The organism is Streptomyces sp. NPDC047072, from assembly GCF_040643855.1.
GTDB lineage: Bacteria > Actinomycetota > Actinomycetes > Streptomycetales > Streptomycetaceae > Streptomyces.
Genome location: NZ_JBEYVC010000007.1, coordinates 17756 through 44268, shown reverse-complemented (window position 1 = coordinate 44268; position 26513 = coordinate 17756). Strand labels below are relative to the sequence as shown.

The window sequence follows — 26513 nt, the reverse complement described above, 5'->3', positions numbered from 1 at the left end:
CGCTCATCCAGAGGGGCAGAGGGATACGGCCCGATGAAGCCCCGGCAACCCTCCAGTCGGTTCTCGTAGATCAATGTCGATCGTCACGCGAGGCTCCCGACTAGGGAAGGTGCCAAATCCGTCTCACGGCGAGATGCGTCGTGAGGAAGATGAGGAGAAAGGGCCTCGCCTCCATGGCTGTGCAGACTGTTGCAAGCACCACGAACTCCGTCGACCTCGGTCCCGCGTCGGCGTTGAGCTGCCGCGAATGCGGTCACCGCGTCCCGCTCGGCCCGGTCTTCGCGTGCGAGGAGTGTTTCGGCCCGCTGGAGATCGCGTACGACTTCTCGGCCTACGACACCGAGGAACTCCGCAAGCAGATCGAAGCGGGACCTTCGAACATCTGGCGTTACGCCCCCCTGCTGCCCGTCCCCGCGGACGTGGCCGACAAGCCGAACATCAACCCGGGCTGGACCAAGCTCGTCAAGGCCGACAACCTAGCCCGCGAGCTGGGCGTGACCGGCGGACTGTATATCAAGGACGACTCCGGTAACCCGACGCACTCCTTCAAGGACCGCGTCGTCGCGCAGGCCATCGAGGCGGCGCGCGCCTTCGGCTTCACCACCCTCTCCTGCTCCTCCACCGGCAACCTCGCCGGCGCGGTCGGTGCCGCCGCCGCCCGGGCCGGCTTCCGCTCCTGCGTGTTCATCCCGCACGACCTGGAGCAGGGCAAGATCGTCATGGCCGCCATCTACGGCGGCGAGCTCGTCGGCATCGAGGGCAACTACGACGACGTGAACCGCTTCTGCTCCGAGCTGATCGGCGACCCGGCTGGCGAGGGCTGGGGCTTCGTCAACGTCAACCTGCGGCCGTACTACGCGGAGGGGTCCAAGACCCTGGCGTACGAGATCTGCGAGCAGCTCGGCTGGAAGCTCCCCGACCAGCTGGTCGTGCCGATCGCCTCCGGCTCCCAGCTCACGAAGATCGACAAGGGCCTCCAGGAGCTGATCAAGCTCGGGCTCGTCGAGGACAAGCCGTACAAGATCTTCGGCGCGCAGGCGGAAGGATGCTCGCCGGTGTCGGTGGCGTACAAGGCCGGGCACGACGTCGTACGGCCGCAGAAGCCGAACACCATCGCCAAGTCGCTGGCGATCGGGAACCCGGCGGACGGTCCCTATGTGCTCGACATCGCGCGCCGCACCGGCGGTGCGGTGGAGGACGTGAACGACGAGCAGGTCGTCGACGCGATCAAGCTGCTGGCCCGCACCGAGGGCATCTTCGCCGAGACGGCGGGTGGCGTGACCGTGGGCGTGACCCGCAAGCTGATCGAGAACGGGCTGCTGGACCTGTCGTTGACCACGGTCGTCCTGAACACCGGGGACGGCCTGAAGACCCTCGACGCGGTGGCCGGTACCGGGCTCACCGCCACCATCCGACCCAACCTGGACTCTTTCCGAGAGGCTGGCCTCGCATGAGCGTCACCGTCCGCATCCCCACCATCCTGCGCACCTACACCGGCGGACAGGCCGAGGTCGCCGCCGAGGGCGGCACGCTCGGCGAGGTCATCGCCGATCTGGAGAAGAACCACACCGGTATCGCGGCGCGTGTTCTGGACGACCAGGGCAAGCTGCGGCGGTTTGTCAACGTGTACGTGAACGACGACGACGTGCGGTTCGAGCAGGGGCTGGAGACGGCGACCCCGGACGGCGCGGGCGTCTCGATCATTCCGGCCGTCGCCGGGGGGTGACCGTATGACTGGTCATTACCTTCGGTAACAGGAATTACCGAGTGTTCATCCGATTGCCCCCTCCGTGAGAGAAGCGGAGGGGGCAATTCTCTATGGTTGAGCGCGGTACAGTTGGGGAAGCAGCGTCCTTCTCCATGCCGGACGCATATGAGTTCTCGCTCCGCATGCGATGAGAAGCAGCCAAAGTGTGCGCGTGTTTTGCGTATTTTGCTCCTTTTGTGGAGCCCGACTTGCCCTGAATTCGGGCGAATTCTCCGTACATTCCTGACTGGTCTTGCCCAGAATTCTCGTCCGATTGACCTGTTGCAGACGGCAGTTGGACAGATACATTCAGCCGCGGTCGACGCGTTCCGGCGCACGCCCCCAACCTGTGGGGGGTGAGGTCTGACCCGGATCCGCGAAGTGCGGATCCGTGCAAGGGCCAGTAATAGGGGAGTTAGGCATGGCTCAGGGCACCGTCAAGTGGTTCAACGCGGAGAAGGGGTACGGCTTCATCGCGGTCGACGGTGGTGCGGATGTTTTCGTCCACTACAGCGCGATTCAGATGGACGGCTACCGCACCCTTGAAGAGGGCCAGCGGGTCGAGTTCGAGATCTCGCAGGGCCAGAAGGGGCCGCAGGCGGACATGGTCCGTCTCGCGACAGGCTGAAGCACGCGCCGGGTAACAACAGCGTCGTTCTTCGTTCTTCATCGAAGGGCTCGTATCCCATGGGGAGTCATGGGTTACGAGCCCTTCGGCATGCCCGGGGAGGCGCGCGGAGGCCGTGTGCGCGCTGGCCGGTCCCCGAGAGGCGCTTGCACTCGCAGGGGTCGAGTGCTAATCATTGGCGTTAGCACTCTGAAGGTGAGAGTGACAACGAAGGACCGGGTCGGTGAGGCCCGCGGACCGGGTGGGGAAGGAACCCACGGGGTCGGCGAGCCGTCCGTCGCGGGCGCGGGCGCGGTCCGAAGGAATCACCCCCAGTCCTGGAGGGACCACTTCACATGGCCAAGATCATCGCGTTCGACGAGGAGGCGCGGCGCGGCCTCGAGCGCGGCATGAACCAGCTCGCGGACGCCGTGAAGGTGACGCTCGGCCCCAAGGGCCGCAACGTCGTCCTCGAGAAGAAGTGGGGCGCCCCCACGATCACCAACGATGGTGTCTCCATCGCCAAGGAGATCGAGCTCGAGGACCCGTACGAGAAGATCGGCGCCGAGCTGGTCAAGGAAGTCGCCAAGAAGACGGACGACGTCGCCGGTGACGGTACGACCACCGCGACCGTCCTCGCCCAGGCCCTCGTCAAGGAAGGCCTGCGCAACGTCGCCGCCGGTGCCAACCCGATGGCCCTCAAGCGCGGTATCGAGAAGGCCGTCGAGGCCGTCTCCGGTGCCCTCCTTGAGCAGGCCAAGGACGTGGAGACCAAGGAGCAGATCGCTTCGACCGCCTCCATCTCCGCCGCCGACACCCAGATCGGCGAGCTCATCGCCGAGGCGATGGACAAGGTCGGCAAGGAAGGCGTCATCACCGTCGAGGAGTCCCAGACCTTCGGTCTGGAGCTGGAGCTCACCGAGGGTATGCGCTTCGACAAGGGCTACATCTCGGCGTACTTCGCCACCGACATGGAGCGTATGGAGGCGTCCCTGGACGACCCGTACATCCTGATCGCCAACTCCAAGATCTCCTCGGTCAAGGACCTGCTCCCGCTCCTGGAGAAGGTCATGCAGTCGGGCAAGCCGCTGCTGATCATCGCCGAGGACGTCGAGGGCGAGGCCCTGTCGACCCTGGTCGTCAACAAGATCCGCGGCACCTTCAAGTCCGTCGCCGTCAAGGCCCCGGGCTTCGGCGACCGCCGCAAGGCCATGCTCGGCGACATCGCCATCCTCACGGGCGGCGAGGTCATCTCCGAGGAGGTCGGCCTCAAGCTGGAGAACGCGACCCTGGACCTCCTGGGCCGCGCCCGCAAGGTCGTCATCACCAAGGACGAGACCACCATCGTCGACGGTGCCGGTGACACGGACCAGGTTCAGGGCCGCGTCAACCAGATCCGCGCCGAGATCGAGAACAGCGACTCGGACTACGACCGCGAGAAGCTCCAGGAGCGCCTGGCCAAGCTCGCCGGTGGCGTCGCCGTCATCAAGGCCGGTGCCGCGACCGAGGTCGAGCTCAAGGAGCGCAAGCACCGCATCGAGGACGCCGTTCGCAACGCGAAGGCGGCCGTCGAGGAGGGCATCGTCGCCGGTGGTGGCGTGGCCCTGCTCCAGGCCTCCCAGGTGTTCGAGAAGCTGGAGCTCGAAGGTGACGAGGCGACCGGCGCCAACGCCGTGAAGCTCGCGCTGGAGGCCCCGCTCAAGCAGATCGCCGTCAACGGTGGTCTCGAGGGTGGCGTCGTCGTGGAGAAGGTCCGCAACCTCCAGGTCGGCCACGGCCTGAACGCCGCGACCGGTGAGTACGTCGACATGATCGCCTCCGGCATCATCGACCCGGCGAAGGTCACGCGCTCCGCTCTGCAGAACGCCGCGTCCATCGCCGCGCTCTTCCTCACCACCGAGGCCGTCATCGCCGACAAGCCGGAGAAGGCCGCCGCGCCTGCCGGTGGCGGTATGCCGGGCGGTGACATGGACTTCTGATCCGCCGAGGATCACAGGTTCACAGCTGTACGAGGGCGGCACTCCCGGTTCGGTCCGGGGGTGCCGCCCTTCGGCGTGCCCGGGAGTGCTTCGGGAATGTGAGGCAGGGCATAGGAGGTTGTTTCAGTGGATGCAACAATGCGTGCGCACATACCAACCGGTTAGCGCACCCCGTCCCCAGCCCCGCACGAGGAGTCCCCACGTGACCGCCCCCGCCACCTCCCGCGCCGCCGAGATCCTCTCCCGGCCGACGACGATCAACGGGCTCACCGTTCCGAACCGCATCGCCATGGCGCCCATGACCCGCTATTTCTCCCCGGGCGGCATCCCCGGTGCGGACGTGGCGTCGTACTACTCCCGGCGCGCGGCCGCCGGCGTCGGCCTGATCGTCACCGAGGGCACCTACGTCGGCCACGACTCGGCCGGTCAGAGCGACAGCGTCCCGCGCTTCCACGGTGCCGAACAGCTGGCCGGCTGGGCGAAGGTCGCCGAGGACGTGCACGCGGCGGGCGGCACCATCGTCCCGCAGCTGTGGCACATCGGCATGGTGCGCGAGCAGGGCCAGCCGCCGTACGCCGACGCCCCCGCCGTCGGCCCCTCCGGGCTGCGCCCCGGCGCCGACGAGCCCACCGGCATGGCGATGACCCAGCGCGACCTGGACGACGTCATCGGCGCGTTCGCCGAGGCCGCCGCCGCTGCCGAGCGCATCGGCTTCGACGGCGTGGAGATCCACGGTGCCCACGGCTACCTCGTCGACCAGTTCCTGTGGGAGGGCACCAACCGCCGTACCGACGCCTACGGCGGTGACCCGGTCTCCCGTACGAAGTTCGCGGCGGAGATCGTGGCCGCCGTACGCGAGACGGTGTCGGCGGAGTTCCCGATCATCTTCCGGTACTCGCAGTGGAAGCAGGAGGCGTACCGGGCGCGGCTGGCCGAGACGCCCGAGCAGCTGGAGGCGATCCTCGCGCCGCTGGCCGCCGCCGGGGTCGACGCCTTCCACGCCTCCACCCGCCGTTACTGGATCCCCGAGTTCGAGGGCTCCGACCTCAACCTCGCGGGCTGGACGAAGAAGTTGACCGGCAAGACCACCATCACGGTCGGCTCGGTCGGCCTGGACGGCGACTTCCTGCGCGGCTTCGCCGGCGAGGGCTCCCCGCTCAAGGGCATCGACGACCTCCTCGACAGCCTGGAGCGCGAGGAGTTCGACCTCGTCGCCGTCGGCCGGGCGCTGCTGCAGGACCCCGAGTGGGCGGCGAAGGTGCTCGCGGACCGCTTCGCGGACCTCAAGCCGTACGACGCCTCGGCGCTGAAGACGCTCAGCTGAACCGGCTCTTCTGATCCGGGCCTTTCGCGTCAACTCGGGGGTAGTGTCCGGGAGATGAGGATCCTGCATCTCTCGGACACGCACCTGGAACGCACCGACACCCCGAACCGGGCCGGCGTCAACGCGACGGAATCCCTGCGGCTGATGCTCGCCGAGCTGCGCCATCTCACGGCCGTCGACGCGGTCGTCGTCACGGGCGATCTCGCCAACGACGGTGCGGTGGAGGCGTATACGGCCGTACGGGACCTGATCGGCGACTTCGCCCGCCGCCTGGACGCGCCCGCTTTCTACACCACCGGCAACCACGACGAACGGATCGCCTTCGGCAAGGTGCTGGGCAGCGGCCACGCCGATCCGGTCGAGGTGCTGGAGACGCCGGCGGGGGAGCGGGCCGCGGTGAGCGTGGTCGGCGGACGGCGGCTGGTGACGCTGGACTCGCTGGTGCCGGGAAAGGTGTACGGCCGCCTGAGTGCGGAGCAACTCGACTGGTTGCGCGGGGTGTTGAGCACGCCTTTTGAGCGGGGCACGATCCTCGCCTTCCACCACCCGCCGGTCCACGTGGAGCTGTCGTCGACCCAGCGCGTCTTCGGCCTGCGCGACCCACAGGACCTGGCGGCGGTGATCCGGGACACGGACGTACGCCTCATCCTGACCGGCCACTACCACCTCCAGCTCTTCGGGATGCTGGAGTCGGTGCCGGTGTGGGTCACCCCGGGCGTGGTCAACCGCATCGACCTGACGACGGCACCCGGCACGGAGCGCGCGGTCCGCGGCGCGTCGGCGTCCCTGGTGGAACTGGACGGCCCGGGCAGCCCGATGTTCCACACGTTCCACGCGAGGGATCCCCACGCCCACGAGACGGTGTACGAGCTGGACGCGGAGCGGGTGCGGACGCTGCTGGAACGCGAGGGCTAGAGGTTCCCGAGGGGTTCGATGTCGACGCGGACCGGGGTGCCCCACACGCGCAGTACCTCGTAGTCGGTGAACTCGTGGACCAGTCGGTAGGCCATGGCGGCGCGCGGGCCGCGGCGCTGGGCGGCGATGTACAGCTCGGCCTCCCGCCGGTCCCGCCGCGGCGTCCCGCACAGCTGCCACTCCTGGCCGGTCCACTGCTCGGGCAGCCACCGCTGCTGCGGCCGGGGCCGGTCCTCCCGTACGCCGTACCGGGAAGGGGTGGGCTCGGGCCGGTGCGGCATACCGGGCCCGTTGATCTCGGCCCGGCGGGCGGCCCGGCGACGCGTCTCGCAGAGCAGGCACAGGTCGGGGGCGTTCTCGTCGACGGGCCCGTTGGGGTGCTCGGCGCAGCGGGTGCTGGGCTTCGCACCGGTGACGCTCTCGTCGAGGATGTCGAGAGCGCGCTTGAGGTCGGCCCTGACCTCGTGCAACTTGGCGTCCGGGGTATCGGAGGCAAGGGCCTCGCCGTGCTCGCCGAGGAGGCGGAGGGCGCGGCCCAGGGCGGTGAGCTGGGCGTGGTTCATGGTGCAAGTCTGCGCTGTCCTCGATGTGATTGGTGCGGATGTCCCGGCGGGACCCTGGCGATACCCGGTTTCCAGGGGGTCTGGCAGGGTCCCCGCCGGGACATCCGCACCAATCACTCCCTATCCCTGCGAGGGAGGGAGGGGTCAGCCCATCGTCTTCGCGCCGTCCAGGGACTCGCGGATGATGTCGGCGTGGCCGGCGTGCTGGGCCGTTTCGGCGGTGATGTGGAGGAGGACCCTGCGGGCGGACCAGCGGGAGCCGGGCTCGTTCCACGGAGCCTTGGGGAGGGGGTGGGTGGCGTTGAGGTCGGGGAGAGTCGCGACGAGTTCGTCGGTCCGGCGGGCCGTCTCCTCGTACGCGGCCAGGACACCGGCCAGCGTCTCGCCGGGCAGCATCCGGAACTCCTCGGCCCGCCGGGCCCAGTCGGCCTCCGTCATCGCGGTGAAGTCGGGCATCCCGGACGGGCCGTCGAGGATAAAGCGGACCCAGTGCCGCTCCACCGAGGTGACGTGCTTGATCAGTCCGCCCAGACACAGCTCGCTGACGGTGGTCCGCCGCCCGGCCTGCTCGTCGGTGAGGTCGCGGACGGTGAAGCGGAGGAAGTGACGGTGCTTGGCCAGCGCCTCCAGCAGGTCGGCGCGCTCGTCGGTGAGGGGCGTCGTGGCGGTCGTCGTGGCGGTCGCGGTGTCGGTCATGGTCTCGTCCTCCGTGGCTGTTCGGTCAGGCGGTTCCGTCGGTTCCGTCGGTGGAGACCACGCTAGGAATCAACTAGGTCAGTTCCTGACCTCTTTGAAGCCGCCCTGCTGGAATGACCTCATGTCCCTCCTCGCCGCGCTCGAACGCTTCAACGCCGCCCACCCCTGGTCCCACAACGCCCACTACCACCCTTGGCTCCTACGGCAGTTGCCGCCCCGCTTCGACCGGGCCCTCGACGTCGGCTGTGGTGCCGGGGACCTGGCCCGACTGCTGGCGACCCGGGCTCAGCACGTGCACGGCATCGACAGCGACGACTGGATCATCGGCAGGCCCCTACGACGTCATCACCTGCGTCGCCGTCCTCCACCACCTCCCCCTGACCGAGGCGCTCACCGGCTTCCGTGACCGACTCGCCCCGGGCGGACGGCTGGTGATCGTCGGCCTGACCCGGGAGGACACCGCGGTGCAGCGGGCGCTCGGCCTCGCCTCCGTCCCCCTCAACCTGATCTACGGCTGGATCAAGAACAGGGGACGCAGGGCGGCGGAGCACCCGGTCGGGATGACCGCCGTGACCCGCCAACCGGACGTCACCCACACCGAGTTGGTCGAGGCGGTCCGTCATGTCCTCCCCGGCGCCCGACTGCGCCGCCGTCTCTTCTGGCGGTACACCCTCGTCTGGTCCGCCTGAGAGGGGTCAGCCGGTCGTGGCGGCCAGTGCCGCCCGCAGGTGGCCCCCCGACTCCTCCAGCAGCCGTGCCGCCGTAGGGCCGTCGACGTCGGCCAGGATGGTCAGGATCGCGTTCTTCACCTCGCCGTCCGTGGCGGCCAGCGCGCGCTCGACCTCCTCGTCGTCGGCGCCGGTGGCGAGGGTGACGATGCGGTGGGAGCGGGCGCGGAGTTTCTCGTTGGAGGCGCGGACGTCGACCATGAGGTTTCCGTAGGTCTTGCCGAGACGGATCATCGTGATCGTCGAGAGCATGTTCAGGACCAGCTTCTGCGCCGTGCCCGCCTTCAGGCGCGTGGAGCCGGTCAGCAGTTCCGGGCCGACGACGACCTCGATGCCGTGGTCGGCGGCGGCCGCGAGCGGGCTGCGCGCGTTGCAGGACAGGCCGATCGTCAACGCCCCGCGGGCGCGGGCGTGTTGGACCGCGGCCACGGCGTAGGGGGTACGACCGGACGCGGAGACCCCGACCACCGAGTCGGCGGCGGTCAGGGCGAGGCCGTCCAGGTCGGCCCGGGCCAGCTCCGCCGAGTCCTCGGCGCCCTCGACGGACGTCACCATCGCCTCGGGCCCGCCCGCGATGACCCCCACGACCTGCGTGGGGTCGGTGTTGAAGGTCGGCGGGCACTCGGAGGCGTCAAGTACCCCCAGTCGACCGGCGGTTCCGGCGCCCGCGTAGATCAGCCGCCCACCGCGCGCCATGCGCTCGGCGACGGCGTCGATGGCGGCGGCGATCCGCGGCAACTCCCTTGCCACGGCGGCCGGTACGGAGGTGTCCTCGCCGTTCATCAGCCGCGCGATGTCGAGCGTCGGCAGCCGGTCGATGTCGGCGAGTTCGGGACGGAAGGCCTCGGTGGTCAGGGAGTCCAACTCGGCACGCAGATCACGGGGGTTGGAGGTGGAGGTCATCGCAGGTGGCTCTTTCGGGTTCGCGGTCTAACGACGGTGCCGGTGGGCCAGCGCTTCGTAGGAGGCGGCCAGCGCCGGGGCCGCCGTGTCGTACGTCCGCTGCGCCACCCCCACGAACAGGCAGTCCACCACCAGCAGTTGACTCGTACGGGACGACATCGCGGCCGGCCGCAGCTCGCTCTCCCGCGCTGTGGACGTCGTCAGCACATGGTCGGCGTACTGGGCCACCGGGCCGTTCGGCCGCCCGGTGATCGCCACGGTGGTGGCGCCGTGCTCGAAGGCCACCCGGAGCGGCTCGATGACGTCACCCGTCGACCCGGAGTGCGTGATGGCGATGGCGACGTCACCCGTGCGCAGCTGGACGGCGTTGGTCACGGCGAGGTGCGGATCGCTGTGCGCCTGGGCTATCAGCCCGATCCGCAGGAGCTTCTGCGTGAGGTCCTGGGCGACCAGTCCGGAGGCCCCCACCCCGTAGACGTCGATGCGCCGCGCGCCCGCCGCGGCGGCCACCGCCGCCCCGAGCTGCACGGTGTCCAGCCCGGCCGCCGTGTCGGCGAGGGTCTGCTGCTCGTCGTACGCCAGTTTCGTCACGACGTCGGCGATGGGGTCGTCCACCGCGATGTCCGTCGTGATCGCGGGCGCCCGCCCGGACTGCTGCTGGGCCGCGAGCCCCGCGAGGGCGAGCCGCAGGTCGCGGTAGCCGGGGTAGCCGAGCAGCCGGGCGGTCCGTACGACCGTCGCCTCGCTGGTGCCGGTGAGCTCCGCGAGGCCGGTGACCGTGAGGGCGGCGCAGCCGGCGGGGTCGCTCGCGACGGCCTCGGCGACGCGCTGCATGGAGCGGGTCATCGACGGCGTCAGGGTGCGGACCTTGGCGGCGAGGGCGCTGCCGAAAATTTCCTTCACTTCCTGGGTCACGTATGAAAGATATTTTCGGCTCGGTGGGATGGTCAAGAGCGCGCACAATGGGACCATGGAGTCGATCGGTCCGCTTGAACAGGCCCTGCACACGGCCCGCGCCCTGGTCCTCGCGGATCTGGCCGCGGGCGAGGTGGCCGCGGCGGACGTGGTGTCCCTGGTGGAGGAGTCCGTCGTGGAGCGGCGCTGGTGGGTCGAGCAGTGGCCGGACGGCGCGGCCTACGTCTCCGGCCTGATCGCCCAGGACGTCCAGGACGCCCTCCTCGAACGCTACGGCCGCTGGCCCCTCTGCCCGGTCTGCGGCTCCGGCGACCCGCACGCCCTGGAGATCGAACCGGAGCTGGGTGCCGACCCGCACTGGGTGTGCCACAAGGCGGGCGTGAAGGTAGCGGCGGTGGGCTCCCTGGGCACGGCGCTGGGCGGCGGGACGCCGTCCTCGTGACCCTCTACATCGACCCGCCCACCTGGCCGGGCCACGGCCGCCTCTGGTCCCACCTGATCAGCGACGTCTCCTTCGCCGAACTCCAGTCCTTCGCCGACGAGTTGGGCGTACCCCGCCGCGCCTTCGAACGCGACCACTACGACATCCCCTCCCACCGGTACGCGGACGTGGTCCGCGCGGGAGCGGTGGAGGTGAGCAGCCGGGAGGTGGTACGGCTGCTCACGGGGGCGGGGCTGCGGCGGCCGAAGGGCCGCACGATCTAGCCCTGGATCAGGTCCTCCGCGGTCAGGACGTACAGCCTGAGGCCCGTCTCCTTGTCGCCGTACGCCTGTTCCTCCTCGACGCTCGCCCGGTGGAAGCCCGCGCGGGCGACCACGCGTTGGGAGGGGGCGTTCTCGGGTTCGATGGTGGCGCAGAGGGTGCGGACGTCGTCGCGGGCCAGGGCATGGTCGCGCAGGACGTGCAGGGCCTCGGTCGCGTAGCCGTTGCCGCGGGCGGAGGGGGCCAGGTCGTAGCCGACTTCCGCGCAGCCCTCCTCGTCGGGCGCGCCGTGGAAGCCCATGCCGCCGACCGCCAGGCCGTCGTCCCGTCGTACGAGGACGAAGAGGCCGAACTCCGGCCGGTGCACGCCTGCTTCGTATGCCTTGAGGGTCATCCCGGCGGCTTCCCTCGTGCCCTCGAAGGGGCCGTCCGCGACCCAGGCGAAGCCGCCGTCGCCGCCCGCCGCGAGGTCGGCGGCGGCCGCCGGGGTCACACCCTGGAGGGTGAGCCGTTCGGTGGGCAGCACGAGGTTGTTGCTCCAGCGCCACCCGGTGACCGGGGCGCGGCCCGGCAGTTCGCCGCGACCGGTCGCCCACAGGAGGGTGCGCCAGTGGTCGGTGCCGGGCTGCACCTCGGGGAAGATCCTGGTCAGGACGTAGGAGGGAAGGTGCGCGGGCGGTTCGTACGGCAGGCCCAGGCCCTCGGCGATGTCGTGCGTGTGCAACAGGACTTCGGCGATGCCCATCGCGGCGAAGCCCTCGCGGTTCGCGCTGCGGAAGGGGTACGGGTGGAAGGCGCGGACCTCGCGCGGGGTGGTGCGCAGGGTCGCGGTGAACAGGGCGCCGGTCGTCTCGATCACTTCCAGGAGACCGGAGTTGTCCGCGCGGTCCAGGCCGTCCTCGTCGCCGTCGACGGTGATCTCGAAGGGCACATAGGCGTGTTGGGCCCGGCCCGCCAACTGCCCCGCGTACGAGAGGAGATCACTGGCGATGTGCGCCGCGGTCCGCCGGCAGTCCCAGTCCACCCGTCCGGCCCGCACCGCCTCCCAGTCCCGGTCCACCGCCGTCCGCAGCAGCGCCACCGCGCTCGCCACGGCCTCCGCGACCCGCTCGCCGGCCCTGTCCCCACCCAAGTCAGTCATGCGGGCAGGCTATGGCGCCGGACGGCTCAGAGCGACAGCATTTCCAGCTCCGAGCGCAGGTTGTAGCGGGCCGTCGCCTCCCACTCCCTTGTGCCGTACGGCGTCCTGAACAGCCGTGGCAGCTCCAGCAGTTGGCGCAGGACCGCGGAACGGCCCCCGCGGAAGGCGTCGTCTGGGACGAAGCCGTACTCCTCGCGGACGGCGGCCGTGTAGGCGGCGTACGACGACGGTGGCGCGGCGAGGATCGCCAGGTCGGCGTCGCACAGGACCTGGCCGTCGCGGTCGTCGTCGGCGGGGTCGTGGGTGACGGTGAGGCGGACGAGCCGGGCGACCTCGGCGGTGGTCGCGGCGGGGACCCCGGCCTCGGGGAGCGCGCGCTCGGCCAGCCGCGCCGACCGCTCCTCGTTCTCCGAGCGGTCCGGCAGGTAGACGGCGTCGTGGAACCACGCGGCCAGGCGCACCGCGCTCGGATCATCGGCGTACTCCTCCAGTACGTCGATGTGGTCGAGGACGGCGGTGAGGTGCGCGAGCGTGTGGTACCGCCGCTGCGGCTCCTGCCAGCGGACGAGCAGGTTGTCGGCGTACGGCACCGGGTCGGGGCCGTCGGATCCCCGCGCTCCGGTCAGGGCGTCGGAGAAGCGGGCGCGGAGGGCGTCGAGATCGGCCATGGCTTCATTGTCTCCCCGTCTCCCCGTCTCCGCGGATGCCCGGCTCCCCGGCCGACGCGGGGTGGACCCGTACCGTAAATTGGACTAGACCTGTAGTCGTCCGATCGATCGTCCAACGAATGGGGTCCCATGAGCGAGCGTGCAGTCCTGGAGGTGATCGCCCTCGGTGTCGAGGACGCGGTCGCCGCCCAGGCCGGGGGCGCGGACCGGCTGGAACTCGTGACCGACATGGCCGCCGACGGTCTGACGCCGGCGGTCGCCACGGTCGCCGGGATCCGCGCCGCCGTGGACATCTCGCTGCGGGTGATGCTGCGTCTCACGGCCGGGTTCGCGGTGGGCGACGTCGAGCGGCTAGTGCGGGTGGCCGGGGAGATGCGGGAGGCGGGGGCCGAGGAGTTCGTGCTCGGGTTCCTGGACGCGGAGGGCGGCGTCGACGTGGGGGTCGTGGAGCGGGTGGTGGGGGAGCTGGACGGCTGCCGGTGGACCTTCCACCGGGCCATCGACCACGCGAGCGACCGAGACGCCCTGCGCAAGCAGCTGGCCGACCTGCCGGGCCTGGACACGTATCTGACGGCGGGCTCGGCGACGGGGGTTGACGAGGGCCTCCCGGTCCTGCTCCGAGAGGCGGCGCGTCAGGGGGAGCCCGGGTATGAGCAGCGGCTTCTGGTGGGCGGGGGGTTGCGGCTGGATCATGTGGAGCGGCTGAGGGCCGCAGGGATCGACGGGTTCCACATCGGCGGTGCGGCGAGGCCGGACGGTTGGACTGCCCCGGTGTCGGCGGACGCGGTACGTACTTGGCGCCGAGCCCTGGACCGGCCTTTCTTTCAGGGGCGCGGGGAACTGCGCGACCAGCCCCCACACAGCCGCACTCACAACTGAGACGGCAAGGCCCCCTGATGCGTCACGATCAACCCCGAGACCGCACGGGTCAACGCCACGTACAACCGCCGCAACCCCGTCCGCTCATCCGGCTCCCCCTCCACAACCGCCTGGGGTTCGTCCAGCACGACGTAGTCGTACTCAAGACCCTTGGCGAGCGATGCCGGGACCAGGGTGAGACGGGTTTCGGCGGTGGTCTCCTCGCCGGGGGCCAGGAAGCCGATACCGGCCGCGGTGAGCGCGTCCGCCACCATCCGCACCCGCGCGTCCGCCACGATCAACCCCGTCGACCCCTCGCGCCGCAGCAACTCCTCACACGCGGCGACAACTTCGGCCGCCCCGCCGATCTCACGCACCTCGAAGAACCCTGGGTTCTCACGCACCGACGCCACCGGCGTGAGCCCCGGCGCGATGTGCGGCAGCAGCCGGGACGCGTACGTGATGACATCCGTCGGCACACGGAAACCCGCCGTCAACTCCTCGATCACCCCGTCGGACTTGCCGAGGTGGGCCAACGCCTCGCCCCAACTCCGCGTCGCCCAAGGGGTCGTGCCCTGTGCGAGATCGCCGAGGACGGTCGCCGAACCGGTCGTGCAGCGGCGCCCCACCGCGCGGTACTGCATGGGGGAGAGGTCCTGCGCCTCGTCGAGGACGACATGTCCCAGCGAGTGCGTGCGCTCCACGATGTCCGTCGTCTCGTCGATCAACACCGCGTCCGCGGCGGACCACTTGGCTGACTTGACCGACCGCACCGGCTTCGCCCACAGGATCGTCTTCTGCTCCGCCTCGTCGAGGATCCCCTCCGCGTGCTCGGCGAGGAAGTCCGCGTCGGTCAGCAGCCGCAGGACGAGCTTGGCCGGATCCACCGGCGGCCACACCTGCTTCACCGCCGCCTTCACCGCCGCGTTGCGCGCCACCGCGTCCTGCACCCGGTCGTCCGGCGCCTCCCCGGAGCGCTCCATCTGCACCAGTACGGCGTGCGCGATGCGCTGCGGAAGAGCCTCGCGGGCGGCGCCGTAGCGGATGTCCCGGTCCAGCAACTCACGGACGAGGCCTTCGAGTTCGTACGCCGGGACACGCCACCGGCGTGATCCCCGTACGACCACGACCGGTTCGGTCGGCATGGTGACGTGCGAGTAGACGGCGCGGCGCAGCACCTCGGCCATCCGCGCGTCGCCCTTGATGACGGCTGCCGGTGCCTCGTCGGTGCCGCGCACCTCGGCGTTCTTCGCGACCAGGTCGTCGACGGTGGCCTGCTGGACGGTCAACTCGCCCAGCGCGGGCAGTACTTGCTCGATGTAGTGGAGGAAGGAGCGGTTCGGTCCGATGACGAGCGTGCCGGTGCGGGCGAGCCGCTCGCGGTGGGCGTAGAGGAGGTAGGCGACCCGGTGCAGGCCGACCGCCGTCTTTCCGGTGCCGGGGCCGCCCTGGACGCAGACCGTGCCGCCGAGACCGGATCGTACGATCTCGTCCTGCTCGGGCTGGATCGTCGCCACGATGTCGCGCATCGGGCCGACACGCGGGCGCTCGATCTCCTGCTGGAGCAGCTTGCTGGTCCGCGCGGCCTCGGCCGGGTCGGAGAGGTGTTCGTCCTCGTACGCGGTGATGTCGCCGCGGGTGTACCCGAAGCGGCGGCGCAGCGCGATGTCCATCGGGTCCTTCTTGGAGGCCCGGTAGAACGGCTGCGAGACGGGCGCGCGCCAGTCGATGACCATGGGGTCGCCGTCGTGGTCGTGGACGTGCCGACGGCCGATGTAGAAGCGCTCTCCGTCGGCTCCTTCGGCCTGCTCGGCGCCCGGGGAGTGCAGGTAGTCGAGGCGGCCGAAGAAGAGCGGGGTGTCGCTGAGGTCGGCCAGCGCCTTGATGCGCTCCTCGATCTGGCGGGCCAGGACCTCGGCGTTGACCCAGTTCGCGGTGACGTCCTTGATGTCGAGGGACTCGACGTCCTCGCGCATGGCGCGCAGGGCGGCGCGGGAGCCGGTGAGGTGGGCGCGCTCGCGGGCGAGGGGGTCGTCGAGTGGCGTCGGGTCGTCGACGGACGTGGACAAGGGGGTGCCTCCGAAGGTGCTACGGGCAGGTGCCGCGGGCCGCGTGGTGGGATGCCGACCGGTTTCCGTCCGGACGGCGGCACTCCGTGAGGGAGGCGGGCAAGAGCGGAGATTCTAGAGGGGCGGAGGGTGGCGGGGCCAACGGGTTTTCCCGGGCTCTCGGGGAGTCCTTGCCGCGAGCCCTGAGGGCGAGTCCTTACCTCGCGCATATCAGGGTCGGGGTCTACCTCCCGTAGGGGAGGCTCCACCCGGGGGGTGTACTCAGGTAGCACAGCAAATGGCTACCTGGGGCCGATGCCCGCCTTATGCCTCTGCGGCCACCATGGAGTCATGAGTGCAGCGACCTTCACCCCAGCCCCCGGTCGCCCGTCCGGGGCGACCTCCGTCTCCGGCCACCCCCGCACCCACCGCCTCGGCAACGCCTTCCGAGCCCTCCGCGTCTTCGCCGGCGCGGCCCGCGACGTCGTCATACTCGGCGAGTACGCCGAGGAGGCGGGCGTCCGGCGCCGGTGAGCCGAGCGCCGGTTCAGCCTTCCTCGGGCAGCAGGATGTCCGCGTCGTCGAAGATCCGCAGCATGACCAGGAGCAGGCGGCCGCGGGAGACCATGTACTCGGCGACGATCTGAGAGGTGAGTCGGATCTCACGGTCCTGGTCGCCGATCCCGATGGGCCGTGACACCTCCGTGTAGGGATCGCGGGCCAGTATGGCGACGGCCTTGTCGAGTGCGGCCCTGCGTACCGGGTCCAGCCCGTCGCGGTCACGGGCGGCCGGCTCGGTGTACAGCACCTCGTAGATGTCCTCGTGAGGCACGGCGCCCTCCCTGCCGTCGATCGTGCCGTATCGCCAGAGTACCGAGCCCGTCACCCGTGCCGGGAGCCGATCGGTCAGCTCTCCGTCAGCAGGTCGTCCGCGTCCACGATGCGGTAGGCGTAGCCCTGTTCCGCCAGGAAGCGCTGGCGGTGGGCGGCGAAGTCCTGGTCGATGGTGTCGCGGGCGACGACCGAGTAGAAGTGGGCCTGGTGGCCGTCCGCCTTCGGGCGCAGGACGCGGCCGAGGCGCTGGGCCTCCTCCTGGCGGGAGCCGAAGGTGCCGGAGACCTGGATCGCGACGGTCGCCTCCGGCAGGTCGATGGAGAAGTTCGCGACCTTGGAGACCACGAGCACGCTGATCTCGCCCTCGCGGAAGGCGTCGAAGAGCTTCTCGCGCTGGGCGTTGGAGGTCTCGCCCTTGATCACGGGGGCGTTCAGATGTTCGCCCAGCTCGTCGAGCTGGTCGATGTACTGGCCGATGACGAGGATCTGCTGTCCGGCGAAGCGGCGCACCAGCGCCTCCGTGACCTTCCGCTTGGTCGCGGTCGTCGCACAGAACCGGTACTTCTCCTCCTGCTCGGCGGTGGCGTAGGCGAGCCGCTCGGAGTCGGTGAGGTTGACCCGGACCTCGACGCAGTCGGCGGGTGCGATGTACCCCTGCGCCTCGATCTCCTTCCAGGGCGCGTCGAACCGCTTGGGCCCGATGAGCGAGAACACGTCCGACTCACGGCCGTCCTCGCGCACGAGGGTCGCGGTCAGTCCCAGCCGCCGCCGGGCCTGGAGGTCGGCGGTGAACTTGAAGACGGGAGCCGGCAGCAGATGCACCTCGTCGTAGACGATCAGCCCCCAGTCCCGGGAGTCGAACAGCTCCAGGTGCGGGTAGACGCCCTTCCGGCGGGTGGTGAGGACCTGGTAGGTCGCGATGGTGACCGGGCGGATCTCCTTGCGCGTCCCGCTGTACTCGCCGATCTCGTCCTCGGTCAGCGAGGTCCGCTTCACCAGCTCGTGCTTCCACTGCCGGGCGGAGACGGTGTTGGTGACGAGGATCAGCGTGGTCGACTTGGCCTGCGCCATGGATCCGGCGCCGACCAGCGTCTTCCCCGCACCGCAGGGCAGGACCACGACCCCGCTCCCGCCGTGCCAGAAGTTCTCCACGGCCTGCTTCTGGTACGGCCGCAGGGCCCACCCGTCCTCGGCCAGCTCGATGGGGTGCGCCTCACCGTCGACGTACCCCGCGAGGTCCTCGGCGGGCCAGCCCAGCTTCAGCAGCGTCTGCTTGATCTGGCCGCGCTCGGAGGGGTGCACGGCCACGGTGTCCGGGTCGATCCGGGCGCCGACCAGCGGGGCGATCCGCTTGGACCGCAGCACCTCCTCAAGCACCGGCCGGTCGGTGGTGGTCAGGACGAGCCCGTGCGCGGGGTGCTTGCTCAGGGTCAGCCTGCCGTAGCGGTCCATCGTCTCCGCGATGTCGACGAGCAGCGCGTGCGGCACGGGGTAGCGGCTGTACAGCACGAGCGCGTCGACGACCTGCTCGGCGTCGTGCCCGGCCGCGCGCGCGTTCCACAGGCCGAGCGGGGTCACCCGGTAGGTGTGGATGTGCTCGGGCGCCCGCTCCAGCTCGGCGAAGGGCGCGATGGCCCGGCGGCACGCGTCGGCCTGCTCGTGGTCGACCTCCAGGAGCAGGGTCTTGTCGGACTGGACGATGAGAGGACCGTTCACGTACGTGATTCCTTCCGCGCGGACCAAACGTCCAGTGTGCCGTATGCGGGCGGGAGCGGGCCGCGCACGGTCAGAAGGTGAGGGGCGCGCTGTCCCACCAGCTGTACAGAAGGGCTGCGTCGGTGTGGCTGGTGTCCAGGACGATCAGCTGGTCGTCGAAGGCCCAGGTCATCCAGTAGTCCCCGTTGATCCGCCCGCACGCGAGATCTCCGATCACCACCTCGTCGTGCGACCAGGTCCCCCTCCAGTTGCCGCCCGTGTCGCACGTGCTGCCGTCGGTTTCCCCGTAGGAGCCGAGTTCGCCGGCCATCCAGTTGTCGAGGTCCGGCTTCGAGGCGAAGGAATACGCGTCGACCGTGGCCGGTCCGTCGCTTTCGACGGTGCCGCAGGAGACGGCCGCGAGGGGCTCGTCATCCAGGGTGAAGCTCTCCTCGCAGCCGATCAGCGAGCTGCTCCCCGAGGTGATCAGATCGGTCAGCGCCCGCACGTCCGCGTCCGGGTCCGGCGTCGACGTGTCCGGGCTGTCGGGTTCGGTCGTGTCCGTGGGTTCGTCCGGCGGTTCGGTGGTGTCGGACGCCGTGTGGGTGGAGACCGCAGCCACCGAGGACCGTGCGGGCGAGTCGTTCACGTCGTCGGAGCGCGCGACCAGTACGGGGACCAGGGGACCGGCCACTGCGGCGAGCAGGCCGATCACGGCGATCCACAGCCCTGTTCTGCCCGGTCCGTTCGAGGTGTTCGGGTTCTGCGGTTCGGCCCGGCCGGGCTCCGGATCATCGCTCATCGAGGCCCCCCTCCTCGTTCCCCCGTGCTGAGCTGAGTCAGAAATAGCACAACAAAGGTGATCGATATAGGGCATTGGTGGACCTCGTCAGTCCTCCGCCAGCTCCGCCACCCCCGTCACCCGGTGCAGTGGGTACGTGCGGACCTCGTCCGCTGTGTGGTCGTAGGCCGTCACGAAGCCGCCCTCGACGCGGACGGGGGCGATGACGCGCTGGCTGGCGGTGCCCTCCGCGTTGACGTAGCCGATCCAGAGGGCCTCGCCGGTGAGGACGGCGGCCTGCATGGTGGCGAGGGTCTCGGCGGAGCTGGTGCGGGGGAGGTCGCCCGGGGCGGAGGGGGAGGCCGAGGGGGGTTGCTTGCGGGGGGCCGTCGAGGCCAGGTCGCCTGCGCGGATGGCTCGGATCGCGGCCGTCAGGAGGGTTCCGTCGGGGATCGGCGGGCCGTCCGGGACCGGTTCGGGGGCCGTGCGGGGCGGGGTGCGGTGGGCGTGGGCGCGGGCGATCAGGACGTCGCCGTCGGCGGACTCGGCGGCCGGGGCGAAGCCCATCGCGCGCAGGCCGTCCAGGAGCGTCGCCGGGTCCGCCTGGGCGGCAAGCACGGTCGGGGCCAGGCGGCGCAGGCGCAGGCTGGCCGCGCGCTTGTCCAGCAGGATCTCGTTCAGTACGGCGTCGTCGTCGCAGCGGACGTAGGCGGAGGCCGCGCCCACCCGCAGATGCCCGTGTCTGCGGGCCACGTCGTCGATCAGATACGTCAGCGGCTGCGGGACCGGCGTACGGGAGTGCGCCGTGAGGAAAGCGTGCAGGTCGGAGGCGGACTGTCCGGCGTCCAGGGCCCGGCGCACCGACCCGGGCGTGAACCGGTACACCGTCGCCCCGCCCTTCGACTCCACGTCCGCGAGCACGTCCAGCACATCGGCGAGCGGCCGCTGGAGCGGACCCGGCGCCACCGCCGTCAGATCGGCCTGGAGCAGGACGTGGTCCAGGGGCTCGGGCAGGAGCGGCGCGAGGATCCGCGCGGCCGCGGCGGAGGCGACGGCCTGCTCGGCGGGGGAGAGGGGCTCCAGGACCGGGGTCACGTGGTGCACGGGAAGCTTGTCGCCGGGCCCGCCGTCGAGGGGCACGGAGGGGAGACCGGCAGGGAGACCGGCGGGACGGCTTCCACCGGCCGCCGAAGCCGTGGCCGAGCCGCGTGAGCCGTACGAGCCGCGCGAACCGTCCGACGCAGCCGCCCTCCCCGCCACCGACGCCCTCGCCGAGCCGCCCCCGGCCGGCGCCCCGAGAAGCGCCCGCCCGTGCCCCGACAGTGCCCCCCGTCCCGTGACCCCCAGCAACTCCGCCTCCGTCAGCGTCCACTCCGCCAGGCGGACCCGCAGGTCCTCCTCGCGCCGCTGGGGGCGTTCCCAGCGCAGACGGGCGAGGACCGACGCGGGGGAGGGGGACGCACCCTCCGGCAGGCCCGCCAGCAGCGTCAGCACCCGGTGCCGTACCTCCGGCGCCGCACTGCGGTCCAGGCCGGGGCCCAGCGCCGACAGGGCGCGGTCCTTCGCGTCCCGTCCGCCGACCAGCCCCGCCGTCCGCGTCGCCGCGAGCCACGCCTCCGCCAGCCGGGCCCACCGCTGAGCCGCCGGCTGCTCCAGCCACTCGTCGTAGGCCGGGGTCGCGGCATACCGCTCGTCGGCCTCGCCGTCGGAGGCCACCAGGCCCGCCGCATAGGACAGTTCGACCCAGAACGCGGCCACCGGCTCCGCCACGTCCAGCGCGACGGCCGTGCGCTTGAGGTCGCGCACGCTCAGCCCGCCCGCCCGCAGCACGGCCGGCCCGCCCTCGTCCCAGTCCTTCAGCAGCTCCTCGACGGTGGCCAGCGCGGTGTACGCCTGCCCGGCCGCCGTCGCGTCCACCACCTGCGGACGGTGCGTCGCCGCCGCCTCCACCGCGGGCGCCAGCGGCTCGGCCGCGCGGTGCGCCCGCCCGCCGCGCAGATGCAGGGCCACTTCACGCGGGAGTACGACCGTCCCGGGCGCCGTCGGCACCAGCAGCCCCAGATCCAGCAGCCGCCGCAGATGGGGCGCCGGATCGGGGGTGACCTGGCCGTACGGCGGGCCCCACACCAGCCGGGACAGCACCTCCCGCGACTCCTCCGGGAGGCCCCCGACCAGCTTGGTCATCCGCCGCCGGTCCCGGAACAGCGCCGTCAGCGCGGCGACCGCCGAGACCGCGTCGTGCGTCGAGGGCAGCCCGGCCGCCGCGACGATCTCCTGGACCCGGCCCGGCGACATCCCCGCCGTCGCCTCCTGCACGGTCGGGCCGAGCCCGGTCGGCGAGGGGTGCTGCGGGGAGGGGGCGAGCAGCTCACGGGCCGTACGGACCAGGCGCAGCCGGTCGTCGGCGCCCCACACCAGCGCCTGTTCGCGCAGGGTCGCGAGCGCCTTCGGCAGTGCGGCCGCGACCGCCGGGTCCCCGCCGTCACCGGCCAGCAGCGCGAGCAGCTCGTCGTACGGCGCCGGGTCCGCCGCCACGGCCAGCGCCTCCGCCGCCTGCAACGCGAAACGGTCCAGCCGCTCCAGCGCCCGCACCACCGACGCACGCGTCCCGGCCCGGGTCGCCAGCTGCGTCAGATCCGTGGGCACGGGCGTGATCAGATCGGGACGGGCGCGCAACAGCGCGGCCAGGGAACCGTCGTCCCTGCCCCGAAGCGCCTCCGCGAGAGACCGCGGCGGATTGGCCGAGCTACTCATCCGACCAACGGTAGCGGGTGGGTGCGACAGGGGGGCGTACGCGCCGATGAACCCGCGGACGGCCGCGATACCGTCATCCCATGGGGATCGAGAGCGACCAGGTCGTCTACGAATACCTGAGCCGCGTGGGCGACATCGCCCAGCGGCGCCAGTTGCCGTCGGGCGCCCGCATGCGTCTCGTCTCCGAACTCCGCAACGAGATCGACCGCCGCCGGGCGAAGGCCACCGTGGACTCCCCGGCCGCCGTCCGCCGCATCATCGCCCGCCTCGGCAGCCCCGACGACGTGGTCACCGCCGCCGGTGGCACCGCGGACAGCGCCCCGCAGGCGCCGGTCGTCTCCATGCCCGTACAACGGGACCGGGAACACGACGACGACACCGAGCGCCCCAAGGACAGGCTGCACAAGTCCGTGCCGCCGCCGGAGACCCCCACCGCCGGCCCCCACGTCGCCGGCCTCGACGAACTCGGCGACACCGCGCGCCAGCCCGACTGGTGGCGGGTGGACTCCAGCCCCTTCGGCGTCGGCGACAGCGTCCCGGGTTTCGTCGGCGGCGTGGAGATCCCCGAACTGCTGAAGCCTCCGCCGCCCAAGGAGGAGACCAAGCCCGAGCCCGTCGTGGAGAAGGCGGCGGAGGTACCGGCGAAGCCCGTCCGTACGGCGTGGTGGAAACCGAAGCGGGTCCCCCAGCCCGTCGTCGAGGCGGCCCCCGTCCCCGCCCCCCGGCGCCGCCTCCTGTCCCGTGCGGGAGGCGGGAGCCGGAGCAACCCCCTCCTGCTGCTCGCCGCCGCGCTCCTCGTCGCCGGTGCCGTGCTGGGCAACCTGATCGTGCTCCTGGTGGGCTGGCTCATCGCCTGGGCCTCGCGGCGGCTGAGCGACGCGGAGACGAAGTGGGCGGTGATGATCCTGCCCGGCCTCTCGCTCACCGCGGGAGCCGTGTGGCTGTGGGGCCGCAACGAGGGTCGCTGGGGCACCCCGATCGCCGAGGGCCAGATGAACACCGCGATCGCCGACACCTGGCCGTGGGTGGTCCGCGGCGCGGCCGTGGCATCGGCCCTGTTCCTGGTATGGCGGTCACAGCGGCGGGGCTGAGCGCTCCGCTGGATGTGCCGCGTCGTGCCGTCGTTCGGCTGCGGCGCCGTGCCGGCTGGTCGCACCCCGCGGCGGGGCCGCATATCGATACAGCCCCGCGATATCGATACAGCCCCGCGCCCCTCGGCGGCGCAGCCGACTTCACCAGGCCCGCTCAGCGCACCGAAAACCGGTGTCTGGTCGTCGTACCCCTTGGGCACAATGGCCCATATGGCCTCTGCACGCATCGCCCCCGGCCCGACCGTCGGCTTCGATCTCGACATGACGCTCATCGACTCCCGCCCCGGGATCCACGCCTGCTGGGTGGAACTGTCCGCGCGGACGGGGACGTACGTCGACGCCGACGCGGTCGTCTCGCGGCTCGGGCCGCCGCTGGAGGAGGAGATGGCGTACTGGTTCGCGGCCGAGGAGATCGCGGCGATGTCGGACCTCTACCGGGAGCTCTACCCGTCGTACGCCGTCACCGGGACCCTCGCGATGCCCGGCGCCCGCGAGGCCGTCGCGGCCGTGCAGGCGGCCGGTGGGCGGGCCATCGTCGTCACCGCCAAGTGGGAGCCCAACGCCAAGCTGCACATGAAGCACCTCGGCATGGCGCCCGACGCGGTGATCGGCAACCTCTGGGCCGAGCAGAAGGCGGACGCGCTGCGGGAACACGGCGCGAGCGTCTACGTCGGCGACCATGTCGGGGATGTCCGCGGGGCCCGTACCGCCCGGGCGTTCTCGGTCGCCGTGCCGACGGGGCCGTGCAGCGCGCGGGAGTTGAGCGAGGCCGGTGCCGATGTCGTTCTCGCCGATCTGACCGAGTTTCCGCAGTGGTTTTCGGACTACCGTCCGGTCCGCGCCTGACGCCGTCCCGCGGCGATCGATTGCAGCACCCCCGCGCCCGCCAGCACGAAACCGAGGGCCATGAACATGCTCAATCCGAACATGTACGTGGGAAAAGGCGTCGTACCGAGCAGGAACGGGGCCACGGTGACGAGTGTGGCCACGGCACCGATGAAGAACACGACCGCTCCGGCACGGATCAGTCGGTCGCCGGGAACGGCGGAATTCGTTTGGGTTTTGTCACGCACCGGACCAGGGTAGTTCCCTGCGCGAAGGAACAACCGGGCGACGTCTTGTCACCGGCCTGAAGACCATTAGCCTTGGTACCGGCGGGTCCCGACGACCCGCCCCAGTGCTATCAAGAGCAGTTCCTGGGCGTTTCCGAAGCAGTTTTCCGACGAGTACGAGGACGAGGACAGACGTGCCTACCGGCAAGGTCAAGTGGTTCAACAGTGAGAAGGGCTTCGGCTTTCTCTCCCGTGACGACGGCGGTGACGTCTTCGTCCATTCCTCGGTCCTCCCCGCCGGAGTCGAGACGCTGAAGCCCGGGCAGCGGGTGGAGTTCGGTGTGGTCGCCGGACAGCGCGGCGACCAGGCCCTCTCGGTGACCGTTCTCGACCCGACCCCGTCGGTCGCGGCCGCGACCCGTAAGAAGCCGGACGAACTGGCCTCCATCGTCCAGGACTTGACGACCCTGCTGGAGAACATCACACCCATGCTGGAGCGCGGCCGCTACCCCGACAAGGTGGCCGGCAAGAAGATCGCGGGCCTGCTGCGGGCCGTCGCCGACCAACTGGACGTGTGACCCGAGGTGCACGACACCGGGACCGAGCCCTCCCCGGAACTCTGGGAGCGGATAAGGCGACAGCGCAGACACACCCTGGAACTCCTCACCGTCTGCGCGGTCGGCCTGGTCCCGTGGACGATCCTGCTGGCCGTCACCCTGCCCAGCGGATACACGGTCCGCCAGTGGCGGGTGACCTGGGTCGGCTTCGACGTCCTGCTCGTCCTCGCGATGGCCGCCACGGCGGTGCTGGGCTGGCGCCGGCACCGTGCGGTGGTCGTGGCGGCGGTCGCCACGGGCACGCTCCTGGCCTGCGACGCGTGGTTCGACGTGTCGCTGGCGCTGGGCACGCCCGACGTCTGGTTCTCGGTGGCGCTGGCGGTCTGCGTCGAACTGCCCCTGGCGGCTTTCCTGATCCGCAAGGTGCTCGGCATGATGGCGCTGGCCCAGTGGCCCCACCGGGGCTAGGGAAACGCGAGCGCCCCGGGCCTCAGAGCAGGCACCAACCCCTCGGCCGCCGCCCGCGTCAACAACCCCCGAATCGCCGCATATCCGTCGTCCCCCAGATCAGCCGTGAACTCATTTACGTAAAGCCCGATGTGCTGGTCTGCGACGGCGGGATCCATCTCCTGCGCGTGCTCCATGACATACGGCCGCGACACCGACGGGTCGTCCCACGCGGCCCTCACGGACGTACGGATCGCGTCCGCCAGCCCCGTCAACACCTCGGCCCCCAACGACCGCTTGGCGATGATCGCGCCCAGCGGAATCGGCAACCCCGTCGTCGCCTCCCAGTGCTCGCCCATGTCCGCCAGCTTGTGCAGCCCGTACCCCTGGTACGTGAACCGCGCCTCGTGGATGACGAGCCCCGCGTCGACCTTCCCGTCCCGCACGGCCGGCATGATCTCGTGGAAGGGCAAGACGACGATCTCCCCGACCCCGCCCGGCACCACGTCCGCCGCCCACAGCCGGAACAGCAGATACGCCGTCGACCTCTCGGACGGCACGGCGACGGTACGGCCCGTGAGATCCGCCCCGGCCTCGCGCGTGAGCACCAGCGGCCCGCACCCCCGCCCCAGCGCGCCCCCGCACGGCAGCAGCGCGTACTCGTCGAGGACGTACGGCAGCACGGCGTACGACACCTTCAGGACGTCCAGTTCACCGCGCTCGGCCATGCCGTTGGTGATGTCGATGTCCGCGAAGGTCACGTCCAGCGCGGGAGCGCCCGGCACCCGGCCGTGGGCCAGCGCGTCGAAGACGAAGGTGTCGTTGGGACAGGGCGAGTAAGCGATCCGAAGGCTCATACCGGTTTCCAACTCTCCAGGACGGGTGCGAGCTTCCCGAACCCCTCGGTGAGGGCGTTCAGCGCGTCGCCGATGCGCCAGGCGGCCCGGTCGCGCGGGCCGACCGGGTTGGAGACGGCACGGACCTCCAGCACCGGCACCCCCTGCGCGGCGGCGGCCTCGGCGACCCCGAAGCCCTCCATGGCCTCGGCGAGGGCGGTGGGGTGGCGGTTCTTCAAGCTCAGAGCCCGGGCCGCCGTACCGGTGACCGTGGAGACCGTCAGGATGGCTCCGGCGCGTGCCCCGGTCGCGGCCACGGCATCCCGTACGAGTGCCGTGGGCGGACGGTGGGTGACGGTCCCGAAGCCCAGTTCGGTCACCGGCACGAACCCCTCGGCCGTCTCGGCGCCGAGGTCGGCCGCGGTGATCTCGTCGGCGACGACGAGCGAGCCGACGGGCGCGTCCGGCAGGAACCCGCCGGCGATCCCGGCGGAGACGACCAGGCCGTAGGGAGCGCCCGCGAGGACGGCCGTGGTGAGGGCGGTGGCCGTGGAGGCGGCGGCGAGCGCCGGGCCGACACCCGCGGCGACGACGTCGACGGTCGTCCCCGGGAACGCGCGTGCCACCGCGTCCCGTTCGACGGGGACCGCGGTGGCCACGAGGATGCGCAC

At 71.1% G+C, this 26513-nt stretch carries 28 protein-coding genes, 1 pseudogene and 1 riboswitch; of the genes and pseudogenes, 15 read left to right on the top strand and 14 right to left on the bottom strand.

The features are described 5' to 3' along the window. Positions 1-156: riboswitch (SAM riboswitch) on the top strand. A gap of 17 nt (positions 157-173) precedes the next feature. The 6 genes from thrC (at position 174) to ABZ896_RS04810 (ending at position 6572) form a co-directional block, all read left to right on the top strand. Further along, positions 174-1454, top strand: a complete 1281-nt coding sequence (gene thrC / locus ABZ896_RS04835; protein ID WP_360921954.1) for a threonine synthase — start codon at positions 174-176, stop codon at positions 1452-1454. Beyond that, positions 1451-1726, top strand: a complete 276-nt coding sequence (locus ABZ896_RS04830; protein ID WP_301999691.1) for a MoaD/ThiS family protein — start codon at positions 1451-1453, stop codon at positions 1724-1726. The genes thrC and ABZ896_RS04830 overlap by 4 nt, the downstream gene beginning before the upstream one ends. A 442-nt stretch (positions 1727-2168) precedes the next feature. Beyond that, the gene (locus tag ABZ896_RS04825) at positions 2169-2375 is read left to right on the top strand and encodes a cold-shock protein (RefSeq protein ID WP_007382895.1); all 207 of its coding nucleotides are present in this window, start codon (positions 2169-2171) and stop codon (positions 2373-2375) included. Positions 2376-2710: 335 nt separating this feature from the next. Next, entirely contained in the window at positions 2711-4333 is a 1623-nt protein-coding gene (groL, locus tag ABZ896_RS04820; protein WP_360921949.1) for a chaperonin GroEL, read from the top strand. A gap of 202 nt (positions 4334-4535) precedes the next feature. After that, positions 4536-5657: an NADH:flavin oxidoreductase gene (locus ABZ896_RS04815; RefSeq protein ID WP_360921946.1), complete on the top strand. Its 1122-nt coding sequence runs from the start codon at positions 4536-4538 to the stop codon at positions 5655-5657. Between the two features lie 54 nt (positions 5658-5711). Then, positions 5712-6572 carry a metallophosphoesterase gene (locus ABZ896_RS04810; RefSeq protein ID WP_360921943.1) on the top strand — a complete coding sequence of 287 codons (861 nt, stop codon included), beginning with the start codon at positions 5712-5714 and terminating at the stop codon, positions 6570-6572. On the opposite strand, the gene ABZ896_RS04805 is transcribed toward ABZ896_RS04810, so the two are convergent. Together ABZ896_RS04805 and ABZ896_RS04800 are read right to left on the bottom strand one after the other, a co-directional pair. Further along, positions 6569-7135: a hypothetical protein gene (locus tag ABZ896_RS04805; RefSeq protein WP_360921940.1), complete on the bottom strand. Its 567-nt coding sequence runs from the start codon at positions 7133-7135 to the stop codon at positions 6569-6571. The two genes, ABZ896_RS04810 and ABZ896_RS04805, sit on opposite strands and share 4 nt — an antisense overlap. Positions 7136-7279: 144 nt before the next feature. Beyond that, a complete protein-coding gene (locus tag ABZ896_RS04800; protein ID WP_360921937.1) occupies positions 7280-7831 on the bottom strand; it encodes a DinB family protein in 552 nt (183 codons plus the stop codon). Between the two features lie 121 nt (positions 7832-7952). On the opposite strand from ABZ896_RS04800, the pseudogene ABZ896_RS04795 reads away from it, so the two are divergent. Next, positions 7953-8520, top strand: a pseudogene (locus ABZ896_RS04795) (class I SAM-dependent methyltransferase). A 6-nt stretch (positions 8521-8526) separates the two neighbouring features. Here the strand turns inward: ABZ896_RS04795 and murQ are convergent. Next, positions 8527-9462, bottom strand: a complete 936-nt coding sequence (murQ, locus tag ABZ896_RS04790) for an N-acetylmuramic acid 6-phosphate etherase (RefSeq protein ID WP_360921934.1) — start codon at positions 9460-9462, stop codon at positions 8527-8529. A gap of 27 nt (positions 9463-9489) precedes the next feature. Beyond that, complete coding sequence (locus ABZ896_RS04785) at positions 9490-10377, bottom strand: MurR/RpiR family transcriptional regulator (protein ID WP_360921931.1); 888 nt, start codon at positions 10375-10377, stop codon at positions 9490-9492. A gap of 55 nt (positions 10378-10432) precedes the next feature. Between ABZ896_RS04785 and ABZ896_RS04780 the strand changes: the two genes are divergently transcribed. Both ABZ896_RS04780 and ABZ896_RS04775 read left to right on the top strand, forming a co-directional pair. After that, a complete protein-coding gene (locus ABZ896_RS04780) occupies positions 10433-10819 on the top strand; it encodes a hypothetical protein (protein ID WP_360921928.1) in 387 nt (128 codons plus the stop codon). Further along, on the top strand, positions 10816-11082 hold the full coding sequence (locus tag ABZ896_RS04775) for a DUF4031 domain-containing protein (RefSeq protein WP_360921925.1): 267 nt from the start codon (positions 10816-10818) through the stop codon (positions 11080-11082). The genes ABZ896_RS04780 and ABZ896_RS04775 overlap by 4 nt, the downstream gene beginning before the upstream one ends. On the opposite strand, the gene ABZ896_RS04770 is transcribed toward ABZ896_RS04775, so the two are convergent. After that, positions 11079-12221, bottom strand: a complete 1143-nt coding sequence (locus ABZ896_RS04770) for a GNAT family N-acetyltransferase (RefSeq protein WP_360921923.1) — start codon at positions 12219-12221, stop codon at positions 11079-11081. The genes ABZ896_RS04775 and ABZ896_RS04770 overlap by 4 nt on opposite strands. A 26-nt stretch (positions 12222-12247) precedes the next feature. Beyond that, positions 12248-12889 carry a hypothetical protein gene (locus ABZ896_RS04765; protein ID WP_360921920.1) on the bottom strand — a complete coding sequence of 214 codons (642 nt, stop codon included), beginning with the start codon at positions 12887-12889 and terminating at the stop codon, positions 12248-12250. A gap of 129 nt (positions 12890-13018) precedes the next feature. Here ABZ896_RS04765 and ABZ896_RS04760 point away from each other — a divergent pair, with 129 nt between their 5' ends. Beyond that, positions 13019-13768 carry a copper homeostasis protein CutC gene (locus ABZ896_RS04760; protein WP_360921917.1) on the top strand — a complete coding sequence of 250 codons (750 nt, stop codon included), beginning with the start codon at positions 13019-13021 and terminating at the stop codon, positions 13766-13768. Here ABZ896_RS04760 and ABZ896_RS04755 read toward each other — a convergent pair. Beyond that, entirely contained in the window at positions 13759-15723 is a 1965-nt protein-coding gene (locus ABZ896_RS04755) for a UvrD-helicase domain-containing protein (RefSeq protein ID WP_360922264.1), read from the bottom strand. The two genes, ABZ896_RS04760 and ABZ896_RS04755, sit on opposite strands and share 10 nt — an antisense overlap. A gap of 423 nt (positions 15724-16146) precedes the next feature. On the opposite strand from ABZ896_RS04755, the gene ABZ896_RS04750 reads away from it, so the two are divergent. Further along, the gene (locus ABZ896_RS04750) at positions 16147-16329 is read left to right on the top strand and encodes a hypothetical protein (protein WP_360921914.1); all 183 of its coding nucleotides are present in this window, start codon (positions 16147-16149) and stop codon (positions 16327-16329) included. 13 nt (positions 16330-16342) lie between these two features. On the opposite strand, the gene ABZ896_RS04745 is transcribed toward ABZ896_RS04750, so the two are convergent. From ABZ896_RS04745 to ABZ896_RS04730, 4 genes are all read right to left on the bottom strand, one after another. Continuing rightward, on the bottom strand, positions 16343-16627 hold the full coding sequence (locus tag ABZ896_RS04745; protein WP_360921911.1) for a hypothetical protein: 285 nt from the start codon (positions 16625-16627) through the stop codon (positions 16343-16345). Positions 16628-16701: 74 nt separating this feature from the next. After that, entirely contained in the window at positions 16702-18345 is a 1644-nt protein-coding gene (locus tag ABZ896_RS04740; RefSeq protein WP_360921908.1) for a DNA repair helicase XPB, read from the bottom strand. Positions 18346-18415: 70 nt separating this feature from the next. Then, entirely contained in the window at positions 18416-19126 is a 711-nt protein-coding gene (locus ABZ896_RS04735) for a hypothetical protein (protein ID WP_360921905.1), read from the bottom strand. A gap of 87 nt (positions 19127-19213) precedes the next feature. Then, entirely contained in the window at positions 19214-21859 is a 2646-nt protein-coding gene (locus ABZ896_RS04730) for a helicase-associated domain-containing protein (protein ID WP_360921902.1), read from the bottom strand. A gap of 80 nt (positions 21860-21939) precedes the next feature. Here ABZ896_RS04730 and ABZ896_RS04725 point away from each other — a divergent pair, with 80 nt between their 5' ends. Both ABZ896_RS04725 and ABZ896_RS04720 read left to right on the top strand, forming a co-directional pair. Beyond that, entirely contained in the window at positions 21940-22950 is a 1011-nt protein-coding gene (locus ABZ896_RS04725) for a hypothetical protein (protein WP_360921899.1), read from the top strand. Positions 22951-23160: 210 nt separating this feature from the next. Continuing rightward, positions 23161-23796 carry a haloacid dehalogenase-like hydrolase gene (locus ABZ896_RS04720; RefSeq protein WP_360921896.1) on the top strand — a complete coding sequence of 212 codons (636 nt, stop codon included), beginning with the start codon at positions 23161-23163 and terminating at the stop codon, positions 23794-23796. Here the strand turns inward: ABZ896_RS04720 and ABZ896_RS04715 are convergent. Next, positions 23775-24023, bottom strand: coding sequence for a hypothetical protein (locus ABZ896_RS04715; RefSeq protein ID WP_360921893.1), 249 nt, complete (start codon positions 24021-24023; stop codon positions 23775-23777). The genes ABZ896_RS04720 and ABZ896_RS04715 overlap by 22 nt on opposite strands. A 173-nt stretch (positions 24024-24196) precedes the next feature. Between ABZ896_RS04715 and ABZ896_RS04710 the strand changes: the two genes are divergently transcribed. Continuing rightward, entirely contained in the window at positions 24197-24580 is a 384-nt protein-coding gene (locus ABZ896_RS04710; RefSeq protein ID WP_360921890.1) for a cold-shock protein, read from the top strand. Between the two features lie 6 nt (positions 24581-24586). Continuing rightward, entirely contained in the window at positions 24587-25027 is a 441-nt protein-coding gene (locus ABZ896_RS04705; RefSeq protein WP_360921887.1) for a hypothetical protein, read from the top strand. Here the strand turns inward: ABZ896_RS04705 and ABZ896_RS04700 are convergent. After that, positions 25024-25863, bottom strand: coding sequence for a 1,4-dihydroxy-6-naphthoate synthase (locus ABZ896_RS04700; protein WP_360921884.1), 840 nt, complete (start codon positions 25861-25863; stop codon positions 25024-25026). The two genes, ABZ896_RS04705 and ABZ896_RS04700, sit on opposite strands and share 4 nt — an antisense overlap. After that, entirely contained in the window at positions 25860-26513 is a 654-nt protein-coding gene (locus ABZ896_RS04695) for a futalosine hydrolase (protein ID WP_360922261.1), read from the bottom strand. The genes ABZ896_RS04700 and ABZ896_RS04695 overlap by 4 nt, the downstream gene beginning before the upstream one ends.

Bases quoted from the DNA above. Each gene is read 5' to 3' on its own strand.
- ABZ896_RS04750 (WP_360921914.1), top strand. From the start codon at position 16,147: ATGAGTGCAGCGACCTTCACCCCAGCCCCCGGTCGCCCGTCCGGGGCG.
- ABZ896_RS04765 (WP_360921920.1), bottom strand. From the start codon at position 12,889: ATGGCCGATCTCGACGCCCTCCGCGCCCGCTTCTCCGACGCCCTGACC.
- ABZ896_RS04725 (WP_360921899.1), top strand. From the start codon at position 21,940: ATGGGGATCGAGAGCGACCAGGTCGTCTACGAATACCTGAGCCGCGTG.
- groL (WP_360921949.1), top strand. From the start codon at position 2,711: ATGGCCAAGATCATCGCGTTCGACGAGGAGGCGCGGCGCGGCCTCGAG.
- ABZ896_RS04780 (WP_360921928.1), top strand. From the start codon at position 10,433: ATGGAGTCGATCGGTCCGCTTGAACAGGCCCTGCACACGGCCCGCGCC.
- ABZ896_RS04770 (WP_360921923.1), bottom strand. From the start codon at position 12,221: ATGACTGACTTGGGTGGGGACAGGGCCGGCGAGCGGGTCGCGGAGGCC.
- thrC (WP_360921954.1), top strand. From the start codon at position 174: ATGGCTGTGCAGACTGTTGCAAGCACCACGAACTCCGTCGACCTCGGT.
- ABZ896_RS04730 (WP_360921902.1), bottom strand. From the start codon at position 21,859: ATGAGTAGCTCGGCCAATCCGCCGCGGTCTCTCGCGGAGGCGCTTCGG.
- ABZ896_RS04810 (WP_360921943.1), top strand. From the start codon at position 5,712: ATGAGGATCCTGCATCTCTCGGACACGCACCTGGAACGCACCGACACC.
- ABZ896_RS04760 (WP_360921917.1), top strand. From the start codon at position 13,019: ATGAGCGAGCGTGCAGTCCTGGAGGTGATCGCCCTCGGTGTCGAGGAC.
- ABZ896_RS04700 (WP_360921884.1), bottom strand. From the start codon at position 25,863: ATGAGCCTTCGGATCGCTTACTCGCCCTGTCCCAACGACACCTTCGTC.
- ABZ896_RS04735 (WP_360921905.1), bottom strand. From the start codon at position 19,126: ATGAGCGATGATCCGGAGCCCGGCCGGGCCGAACCGCAGAACCCGAAC.
- ABZ896_RS04800 (WP_360921937.1), bottom strand. From the start codon at position 7,831: ATGACCGACACCGCGACCGCCACGACGACCGCCACGACGCCCCTCACC.
- ABZ896_RS04825 (WP_007382895.1), top strand. From the start codon at position 2,169: ATGGCTCAGGGCACCGTCAAGTGGTTCAACGCGGAGAAGGGGTACGGC.
- ABZ896_RS04720 (WP_360921896.1), top strand. From the start codon at position 23,161: ATGGCCTCTGCACGCATCGCCCCCGGCCCGACCGTCGGCTTCGATCTC.
- ABZ896_RS04805 (WP_360921940.1), bottom strand. From the start codon at position 7,135: ATGAACCACGCCCAGCTCACCGCCCTGGGCCGCGCCCTCCGCCTCCTC.
- murQ (WP_360921934.1), bottom strand. From the start codon at position 9,462: ATGACCTCCACCTCCAACCCCCGTGATCTGCGTGCCGAGTTGGACTCC.
- ABZ896_RS04755 (WP_360922264.1), bottom strand. From the start codon at position 15,723: ATGCGCGAGGACGTCGAGTCCCTCGACATCAAGGACGTCACCGCGAAC.
- ABZ896_RS04830 (WP_301999691.1), top strand. From the start codon at position 1,451: ATGAGCGTCACCGTCCGCATCCCCACCATCCTGCGCACCTACACCGGC.